This is a genomic window from Bizionia psychrotolerans, from assembly GCF_001039595.1.
Genome location: NZ_JNGS01000015.1, coordinates 34,509 through 41,037, shown reverse-complemented (window position 1 = coordinate 41,037; position 6,529 = coordinate 34,509). Strand labels below are relative to the sequence as shown.

General features: G+C 33.7%; 6 protein-coding genes. 4 read left to right on the top strand and 2 right to left on the bottom strand.

All coding sequences use genetic code 11. From position 1 onward, the window contains the following. A partial coding sequence (locus GK51_RS01625; RefSeq protein ID WP_231575830.1) for a Rossmann-like and DUF2520 domain-containing protein occupies positions 1-586 on the bottom strand: 586 nt, incomplete at its 3' end. A gap of 18 nt (positions 587-604) precedes the next feature. On the opposite strand from GK51_RS01625, the gene GK51_RS01620 reads away from it, so the two are divergent. The 3 genes from GK51_RS01620 (at position 605) to mscL (ending at position 4,800) form a co-directional block, all read left to right on the top strand. Next, on the top strand, positions 605-1,012 hold the full coding sequence (locus GK51_RS01620) for a group III truncated hemoglobin (protein ID WP_048331301.1): 408 nt from the start codon (positions 605-607) through the stop codon (positions 1,010-1,012). A gap of 122 nt (positions 1,013-1,134) precedes the next feature. Further along, positions 1,135-4,347, top strand: a complete 3,213-nt coding sequence (gene ccsA / locus GK51_RS01615) for a cytochrome c biogenesis protein (protein ID WP_048331300.1) — start codon at positions 1,135-1,137, stop codon at positions 4,345-4,347. Between the two features lie 12 nt (positions 4,348-4,359). Further along, positions 4,360-4,800: a large conductance mechanosensitive channel protein MscL gene (gene mscL / locus GK51_RS01610; protein WP_048331299.1), complete on the top strand. Its 441-nt coding sequence runs from the start codon at positions 4,360-4,362 to the stop codon at positions 4,798-4,800. Between the two features lie 10 nt (positions 4,801-4,810). On the opposite strand, the gene GK51_RS01605 is transcribed toward mscL, so the two are convergent. After that, positions 4,811-5,182: a hypothetical protein gene (locus GK51_RS01605; protein ID WP_048331298.1), complete on the bottom strand. Its 372-nt coding sequence runs from the start codon at positions 5,180-5,182 to the stop codon at positions 4,811-4,813. A gap of 190 nt (positions 5,183-5,372) precedes the next feature. Here GK51_RS01605 and GK51_RS01600 point away from each other — a divergent pair, with 190 nt between their 5' ends. Next, complete coding sequence (locus GK51_RS01600; RefSeq protein ID WP_048331296.1) at positions 5,373-6,527, top strand: trans-sulfuration enzyme family protein; 1,155 nt, start codon at positions 5,373-5,375, stop codon at positions 6,525-6,527. Positions 6,528-6,529 lie beyond the last annotated feature (2 nt).

Here is a 6,529-nt window from a genome sequence, read left to right as displayed (position 1 = left end):
AAGAAGGTGTTAGTCCAGATTTAAAAAATTGATTGGTGAAATTATTCACAAAAACAGCTGCTAAATGTAATGCACGACGTTGTTCACTATTTATTTTGTAGGTTTTACAACCCATATTTTCGCCTAATTGTTTTAGCAGTGGTGCATCTTTTTTCCCAATCGTTTCAATGCAAATAGGAACGCTTTCCATAGCAACCGGAACATTTTTAGAGAATGTTTGTAAGGGATAAAATACGCCACGACGGTTTTTTTTGTCTATATCATATAAACTCACACTTCCCGACGTATGAACCACAAATCTATTTTCAAATGGGAGTTGTTCTGAAAGACTGGAAATGGCATCATCGCTAATGGCTATTATGTAAATATCGGCAGGTTTTAATTGTGTTAAATCATCTATCGTTTCCACATCACTCTGAAACATAGCTAATTTTCTAATATCCCGATTATACCATTGTACAACTGAAATAGATTGAGACTGGCAAAATGCTTTATACAAATGAGTGGCAACATTTCCTGCGCCTAAAATACTGACTGAAATCATAGGGCTAAAATAGCGAAGTCTTGCATGAAATAAAAACAACATTCATATCTTTGTAAACATATGGATAAAAAAAATATAGAAACCCGAGACGATGTTTTACTTTTAGTCACTTCATTTTACGACAAAGTACGTGTTGACGATTTTTTAGGACCATTTTTTAATCGTGTTATAACCGATTGGGATGCTCACATTGAACGTTTGACCACCTTCTGGGAAACTAGCTTATTTATGACCAAAAAATTGGAGAAGAAATATTATGGAAACCCACTGGAAGTCCATGTTCAGGTTGATAAAGAAAACAATCATACCATAACAGAGCATCATTTTGGTGCTTGGTTAAACTTATGGTTTCAAACAATTGATGAAAATTTTGAAGGTGAAGTTGCCGATAATGCCAAACGTCGAGCCCGTAAAATGGGAAGTTTTATGTACTTAAACATCTTTCAGGCTAGACCATTAAAATCTTAAACAATAATTTTAATTTGTTGCATTAACATTTAAAACTTCATCGGTAAAAGTCTTGATTTATTTGGTATTATTTATAAAACAAAACCTTAAATTTGCACAATTCAATTTTTGAGTCTCAAGTTATGCTAAATAAACTCGCAAAAGTCCTATTTTCAACCCGATTAACATCTATATTATTTATTGCATTTGCCGCTGCTATGGCAATTGGTACTTTTATGGATGCCGGACAAGATACATCGCCAACGCCTTACACCCGAAATCTGATTTATAACACCTGGTGGTTTGAAGGCATCATGTTGGTTTTTGTTATTAACTTTTTGGGAAACATCAAGAAATATCGCTTGTGGCGCAAAGAGCAGTGGGCAACACTCACCTTGCATTTATCTTTTATATTAATCATATTAGGTGCTGGAATTACCAGATATATTGGTTTTGAAGGTATGATGGCCATTCGTGAAGGCGAAACTGAAAACTCATTCCTAACACAAAAAACATACATCACAGCTTATATTGATGGCGATTATATGGTGGATGGTATGGCACAACGGAAAATTATTGAAGAAGAGGTTGATTTTTCACCTCGTTTAGATAATGATTTCTCTTACAATACAGATTATAATGGACAAGACGTTTCATTTGAATTAGAAAAATATATTGGAGGTGCTGAACTAGATGTCGTCTCAAATGAAACTGGGGAAGGGTATTTAAAAATAGTTGAAGCTGGAAGTGGCGCACCACATAATCATTTTTTGAAAGTAGGTGAAGTTGAAAGTTTGCATAACGTAATTTTCACTTTAAATAAACCCGAGAAAGGCGCTGTAAATATTACATATAAAGATGGTCATTTATCTATTGAGTCGCCTTTTGAAGGTGAATATATGACCATGGCAACAGGGCAAACTGGAAAATTGGTAAAAGATAGTATTCAGCCACTTATTTTACGATCGCGATATGTTATAGGTAATATGCAATTGGTATTCCCAAAGCCTGTTGTAAAAGGTGATTTTGATATTGTTAAAAAATCGCAGTTACTACGTGGTGACGAAAATGGCGTTGTTCTAAAAGTAACTTCAGGAGATGAAACGAAGCGTGTTAAATTATTAGGTGGTCAAGGTTTTAGTAAACCTTTTGAGCAAGTAAAAATAGGCGGCTTAGATATAGCGGTTAAATATGGTTCTAAAGTTTTAGAACTTCCTTTTAGTGTGAAGTTAAACGATTTTATTGCTGATAAATACCCAGGAACAGATAAAAGCTATTCCGCTTTTGCCAGTGATGTAACGATTATTGATAAAGAGCAAGGTGATTTTGATTATCGCATTTTTATGAATAACATTTTAGATCATCGTGGCTATCGCTTTTTTCAAGCAGGATTTGATCCCGATGAATTGGGAACAAAATTATCAGTTAATCATGACATGCTTGGTACATGGGTGACTTACATTGGTTATATGTTATTATATTTAGGATTAATGGCTATTTTATTTGATAAAAATACGCGTTTTGGCGATTTAGAACGCAAACTAACAGCCATCAAGAATAAGAAGAAAAATAGATTAAAAACTAAAGTTGCCAGTATTTTAGTTTTGGCTTTTACTGTGAGCGGTTTTGCTCAAGGTCATTCACCAAATGATGGTCATGGTCATGACAATGGCAGACCGACAAAAGCGCAAATAGATTCTGTTTTAGCAGCAAATATAACACCTAAAGACCACGCTGATAAATTTGGTCATTTAGTAATTCAAGATATTGGTGGTCGTATGATGCCTGTTAATACGTTTGCTTCAGAAATGCTTCGGAAGTTAAGCAAACACGATACGTATGAAAATTTTGATGCGAACCAAGTGTTCTTATCCATTCAAGAAAGCCCATTACTTTGGTATAATGTGCCCATTATTTTTTTGAAAGCAAGAAAAGGGGATTCTATAAGAAGTTTAATTGGCGTTCCAAAAGATCAGGAATACATCGCGTTAGTTGATTTTTTCACTCCAGATGGGAACTATAAATTAGCACCATATTTAGAAGACGCCTACAAAGCACAAATTCCAAATGGCCATCAAAAGGAATTTAAAGAAACCGATCAACGTGTTAATTTATTATATAATACCATTGATGGTTATGCATTACGCATCTTTCCAATTCCTGATGATGAGAATAATAAATGGATTTCATCGGTTGAATTTAGACGAGATGGATACCGTGAACAAATCCAAGACTCACTTTACGGAAACTTTATAAATAATGGATTTAGTGCCTATTTAATGACGTTAAATATGGCTAAAAAATCAGGTGATTACACGAAAGTTAATGAGATTTTAGAATCGTTTACTAAAACTCAAAAAAAATATGGTAGTGATATAATGTTATCGGATCAAAAAGTAAAAACAGAAATCTTATATAATCATTACGATATTTTTAAGAATCTCTACAGGTTTTATATGTATGCTGCTGCTTTAATGTTTATTGTTTTAATTATTCAAATTTTCAATGAGAATATTAAAGCCATTAATACGTCTGTAAACGTTTTTAAAGTTATTGTATTACTGTTATTTATATTACATACGGCTGGTTTGGCAGTGCGATGGTATATTTCAGGTCACGCACCTTGGAGTGATGCCTATGAATCCATGATATATGTAGCATGGGCAACCATGTTTTTCGGATTGGCTTTTGGAAAACGTAGCGATTTAACCATTGCAGCAACTGCCTTTGTAACGTCCATGATTTTAATGATTGCACATTGGAACTGGATGGATCCAGCTATTGCTAATTTACAACCCGTTTTAGATAGCTATTGGCTAATGATTCACGTGGCTGTAATTGTAGCCAGTTATGGTCCGTTTACACTTGGCGCTATTTTAGGTGTGGTTGTATTATTACTCATGATTTTCACAACGAAAGAAAACAAAGATAAAATGCTAGTCAACATCAAAGAGTTGACTATTATTAATGAAATGGCTTTAACTGTTGGTTTGGTCATGCTAACTATTGGTAACTTTTTAGGTGGTATGTGGGCTAATGAAAGTTGGGGACGTTATTGGGGTTGGGATCCAAAAGAAACTTGGGCATTAATTAGTATTATGGTGTATGCCTTTGTAATTCACATGCGATTAGTGCCAGGTCTGCGTAGCCGCTTCGGATTTAATTTAGCGTCTATAATCGCTTTCTCAAGTATTATGATGACGTATTTTGGTGTGAATTTCTATTTGGCAGGTTTGCACTCTTATGCAAGTGGTGATCAAATTGTGAGTGTGAAATTTATCGCAATTGCCTTTGGTATCGTTGCTGTTTTAGGGTTTTTCGCCTATAGAAAATACGCAAAATTTTATAAGAAATAAAATTCTAAAATAATGAAGTTCTTAAAGGAATTCAAGGAGTTTGCGGTAAAAGGCAACATGATGGACATGGCCATCGGTATCATTATTGGAGCTGCTTTCAATAAGCTAGTAGATGTACTTGTTAAAGAAGTGCTTTTGCCTCCTTTATCATTATTAGTAGAAGGTGTTAATTTAGCTGATAAACGCATTATTCTCCGTCAGGAAGTTTTAGATAGTTCAGGCGGAATAAAAATAGACGAAGTTGCTATTGGCTATGGTGCTTTTGGTGAAGCTTTTTTAGATTTTTTAATTGTTGGAATCACGATATTTATAGTAGTAAAATTCCTAAATAAATTGCGTAACAAATCTCAAGATCCAGAAGACAAAACTGTTTCTACGCCAAAAGATATTGAGCTTCTCACTAAATTGACAGATTTAATGGAAGAACAAAATAAAATAATGAAATCTAAATAGGAGGTAAGACTTAAAGTTTAATAAGATCCTTATCCATATTTAAATCGTCCAACATGTCTTGTGTAAATTTGTAATGGCCACGACGTGTAATAATTCTAAAACGATGATCTTTCATTCGTGTTAAAACATCTAAAAAACGCCATTTTGATTTAAGTAGAATTTGCTCATCAGATTTTAAGCTAATTTCAAAATAGTGCTTTCTACCAGCCTTTTCAGCTACGATATTCGGCGTAATAGTAACATCAGAACCTTTTTTATGATATGATTTTGGCGATTCATAGCCTTCCATATCAGCTTTGATGTTGTCATAACCTAAATTTTCTAAATAGGTTAAAGATTCTTTTAAAAACGTGGTACTTTCTTGTAATTCTGTTGCAGTCATAATCGTAAAGGTAATTAAAATTTTACAATTATTTTTTAAAAATATGTTAAAAACCGGATAATCAATATTATATTTTAATTTATTAATTTTTATTAGTGAATATGTTCAAAGAAAATCCAAAATGTAGGTTTAATTTGCCTTGAATAGATGGAGATTATTTGTAATTTAGTTTTTCAAAAAAATAAGATGTATGAAGCATTCAAAATTCGGAATTAATACCATTTGTACACATGTTGGAGAGATTGAAGATAAACAGTTTAAAGGGGCTGTTTCACCTATTTATGTGTCAACTTCTTACGAATTTGATGCTGTAGATATAAAGCGCTACCCAAGATATTTTAATACACCGAATCAAGAACATTTAGCAAAAAAAATAGCAGCTTTAGAGCATACCGAAGCTGCGCTCATTTTTGGTTCTGGAATGGCAGCTTTAAGTGCTATGTTTCTAACCTTTTTGCGATCTGGTGACCACTTGGTTGTACAAAATACCTTGTATGGAGGAGCAAGCCACTTTATACGTGAGGAGTTTCCTAAATATGGTATTGAATTCACCTTTACAGATGGTTTTAGCGTTTCTGATTTTGAGGCTGCAATTAAACCAAATACTAAATTGATACATATAGAAACACCATCCAATCCATTATTAACCATTACCGATATTAAAGGTATTGCGAAATTAGGAAGGTCAAATGGCATTCTAACAACTATTGACAACACCTTTGCAAGTCCCATTAACCAAAACCCAATAGATTTTGGAATTGATATAATCATGCATTCTGCTACCAAATATTTAGGTGGTCATAGTGATATTTTAGCAGGCGCATTAGCGGCTTCAGAAGAATTGATTGGTCAAATTTGGCATGTTGCTAAAAATTTTGGGGGAAATTTGAGCGATTACACGGTTTGGATGTTGGAACGCAGTATGAAAACGTTGGCTTTACGTGTTAAAGCACAAACTAAGAATGCTTATAAATTGGCAAAATATTTAGAAAAGCACCCAGATGTTAAAGCGGTTTATTATCCTGGATTAAAGTCTCATCCTCAATACGAATTAGCAAAATCACAAATGCATGGTTTTGGAGCTATGATGTCTTTTGAACTGCAGGACGGTCTGGATGCCTTAAAATTTCAAAAACAATTAGAACTTATAAAATCGTCCATGAGTTTAGCAGGAGTGGAGAGTACAGTTTTATCACCCTATTTAACATCTCACGCACTGTTATCGCAAGAAGAACGTGATGCCATAGGAATTAGCGATCAATTGATTCGTTTTTCAGTTGGTATTGAATCTAAAAAAGATTTAATAGCGGATATTGAGCAAGCTATTAAAAAAACAAAATTATAGTA

Coding starts and splice junctions, on each gene's coding strand:
- GK51_RS01620 (WP_048331301.1), top strand. CDS start 605: ATGGATAAAAAAAATATAGAAACCCGAGACGATGTTTTACTTTTAGTC.
- ccsA (WP_048331300.1), top strand. CDS start 1,135: ATGCTAAATAAACTCGCAAAAGTCCTATTTTCAACCCGATTAACATCT.
- mscL (WP_048331299.1), top strand. CDS start 4,360: ATGAAGTTCTTAAAGGAATTCAAGGAGTTTGCGGTAAAAGGCAACATG.
- GK51_RS01605 (WP_048331298.1), bottom strand. CDS start 5,182: ATGACTGCAACAGAATTACAAGAAAGTACCACGTTTTTAAAAGAATCT.
- GK51_RS01600 (WP_048331296.1), top strand. CDS start 5,373: ATGAAGCATTCAAAATTCGGAATTAATACCATTTGTACACATGTTGGA.